The organism is Rhodococcus sp. (in: high G+C Gram-positive bacteria) (genome assembly GCF_049591685.1).
In the GTDB taxonomy this organism is placed as follows: Bacteria; Actinomycetota; Actinomycetes; order Mycobacteriales; family Mycobacteriaceae; genus Rhodococcoides.
The window spans coordinates 1-2,656 of the sequence record NZ_JBAWFH010000154.1 but is presented as its reverse complement, the minus strand read 5'-3'; the positions used below and the strand labels follow the sequence as shown (position 1 = coordinate 2,656).

Here is a 2,656-nt window from a genome sequence, read left to right as displayed (position 1 = left end):
CACATCGCCCCCGCATCCCGCAACCAGCGCTGCCACGCCGACAAGCGTCACCACTCGTTTCCGCACCGAACCCCCTCGATCACGTCGACCACCAGATTAGACGTCGACGACGTCCGAATGGTTCCGTGGAACGCGACGCGTCATCGAGTCAAAGTCTTCGTCGTCGCCTCGCCCGCTTGATAGCCGGCCTCGTAGAGCCACGGCCATTCCGCGAAGTCTTCGGGGTTGACGATCGTCATCTCGATCCCACCGTTTCCGCGGCGTTTGGGCTGGTTTTCCGGATGTGCGGGAAACTGCTCGACGAGCCAGTCACGTGCGAGGCTCTGCCGGAAGATCAACCAGGTCTGCGGCGTGAAACCTACTGCTTCTGCACGTTTCGCCAGATCAATCCAGTCGCCGATATTGGTGTAGCCACCCTCGAGCACTTGTTGCCTCGTCGCGATCATGGGGAACGTCCCGTACCAGATAGGCGGGAATTCGAGCAAAGTTCTGCACCAAAGGCGGCGCCGTTGAGGCGGGATCGGTTCCCATTTCGCTTGTGCTGCTACGAGTCTCGGATCATCGGTCATGCTGCACCTCGCCCCGGAGGTGCGTGGCGACCTCCATCGACTTGCCCGCCTGCGGTTGCCGGTCGGGCCGGTTCTTCCCCTGGGGCACCCCGGTCGATGGAAACGGGGTTGCCGGACAGTCGGCCAGGTACCTATGACTGTCGCTCTTGAACCTGCCCCGAGGATAACCCCGGTCAGCGCGATGTGCCATTGAATGCCGGCAAGCCCCTCCCAACCCCGAGAGGACACGGCGTTTACGAAACCCGATTCTTCAGGTTAGGGCACCCTACCTACAGCGAGCGAGGTGGAGACGCGGTGCGGATACGTTCATGGAAACTAGGAGTATTGCTGGTCAGCATGGTGCTGGCCGCGGGATGCTCGTCGCCGGAGGCAGACCCGTCGGATACTGCGGGAGTCTCGGGCGCATTCCCCGTCACCATCGAGCATGTCTTCGGTAGTACCGCAGTCGCGGAGAAGCCCGAGCGCATTGTTGCCCTCGGTGTATCCGACGCCGACGTCGTCTTCGCACTGGGCCAGGTACCCGTCGGGAACACCGGGTTCCGCTTCCACGAAACGGGATTGGGTCCTTGGGCGGAGGGGCTTGTCGGCGATGCAGAACTCACTCGCATCGAGTCGGATTCTGAACCCAACCTCGAACAGATCGCCGGTCTGGAACCTGACCTCATCCTCGGGGTGAACGCAGGGTTCGACGAGGAGATGTACGTCAAGCTCAGCGAGATCGCACCCACCGTCGCACGGCCCGAAGGCACCGCTGCCTACGCCGTTCCCCGTACTCAGGCGACGAACACGATCGCCACCGCACTCGGCGTCCCCGAACAGGGCGCAGAACTCAACGCGAAGAGCGACACCCTGATTGCCGACACCGTCGCGAAGTATCCCCAGTTCGCCGGCAAGACGGGCGTCGCAGTGATGTCGTACGACGGCGTATACGCAGGCTTCCTACCCGGCGACGGCCGCGGTCAGTTCCTGACAGGCCTGGGCTTCCAGATCCCCGAGGCAGTAACGAGTCGCGACACCGGTGACACCTTCTACGTCGAAGTGTCGGCCGAGAACGTGAACCTGCTCGACGCGGACGTCATGCTCGTACTGGGTCCGGACGAAAACTTCGACATCGTCGCCGAGAATCCGGCTTTCGCGAACACGACGGCTGGGCGCAACGGGGCGATCGTTCCCGCCACCATCGATCAACGCGGAGCCATCACCTACAACTCGGTGCTGTCGATCCCCTACGCGATCGACAATCTCGCCCCACGAATTGCCGACGCAATCGGATAGCGACTACCGAGCCGCGGGTGCTCACGGGCGACGAGGCAAAAGGCGGGTACATCAATCGGACGACTACCTGGACCTGTCGAATCGTGGTTTGCTCGGCATTCAACTGCGAGACCCACTATCGAAGGCGGGCTTGATGAACGTACGAGCTAAGCAGATACTGGCCACAGTGTCGATCACATGCGCACTCGGCATGGCCGTTCCGGCCACGGCGTCCGCGCTGCCCAGCACAGGTAGTGCGGTGACAGATACCGGCTCGGCCGCGGTCGATCTAGGGCTTGGTGCGGTTGTTTCCGGTTCGGCCGACGCTCGCGAATTCGTCGATCGGATTCAGTACATCTTGTTCGGTCCGTGCGCCCCCTGGTCCTCCGGTCGCTGCTGAATTCACAACGGGTTGAATTAGTGACGTCACCGGGGTGCGGCTCGCGCCAGGCAGCCCACACTTCGATCAGAATGAGCCACACATTCGTGGTGCGTGGGGTCGACGGCGACAGCCGTCCTGTGACCGGACGACGTTACTAAACTTTCGCGGAGACGCTCTTTTCTCAGCACTCACAACGGGCCGGTCACGCACTTCATGGGGTGATTGCGGCCAACCTCTCAGCGGCAGCTTCTGTTCCGAGTTCGAATCGCATCTTTGGGTACTGCAGGTAGAACGCTATCCATTGCTGCAAAACTACGTGGTGGACGTCGAATCGTCGGCAGTCAAGGTCCATTGAGAGAGACGACATCTTCTCGATTCGCCAGAACCGCGCAGTGTTTTTGTATCGCCCTGTCAGGATGATCTCCGGCTGCAACACCACGCATTGATAGGT

General features: G+C 61.5%; 2 protein-coding genes, 1 pseudogene and 1 riboswitch. Of the genes and pseudogenes, 1 reads left to right on the top strand and 2 read right to left on the bottom strand.

Translation table 11 applies throughout. From position 1 onward, the window contains the following. Nucleotides 1-140 precede the first annotated feature (140 nt). Entirely contained in the window at nucleotides 141-569 is a 429-nt protein-coding gene (locus WBQ44_RS06575) for a mandelate racemase/muconate lactonizing protein (RefSeq protein ID WP_495565919.1), read from the bottom strand. A 32-nt stretch (nucleotides 570-601) separates the two neighbouring features. Continuing rightward, nucleotides 602-721, bottom strand: a riboswitch (SAM riboswitch). Between the two features lie 172 nt (nucleotides 722-893). Between WBQ44_RS06575 and WBQ44_RS06570 the strand changes: the two genes are divergently transcribed. Further along, on the top strand, nucleotides 894-1,844 hold the full coding sequence (locus WBQ44_RS06570) for an iron-siderophore ABC transporter substrate-binding protein (RefSeq protein WP_495565918.1): 951 nt from the start codon (nucleotides 894-896) through the stop codon (nucleotides 1,842-1,844). 572 nt (nucleotides 1,845-2,416) lie between these two features. Here the strand turns inward: WBQ44_RS06570 and WBQ44_RS06565 are convergent. Beyond that, nucleotides 2,417-2,656: pseudogene (locus WBQ44_RS06565) on the bottom strand (hypothetical protein); the annotation flags it as partial.

Excerpts from the sequence above, each read along its gene's own strand:
- WBQ44_RS06575 (WP_495565919.1), bottom strand. The coding sequence starts at position 569 with ATGACCGATGATCCGAGACTCGTAGCAGCACAAGCGAAATGGGAACCG.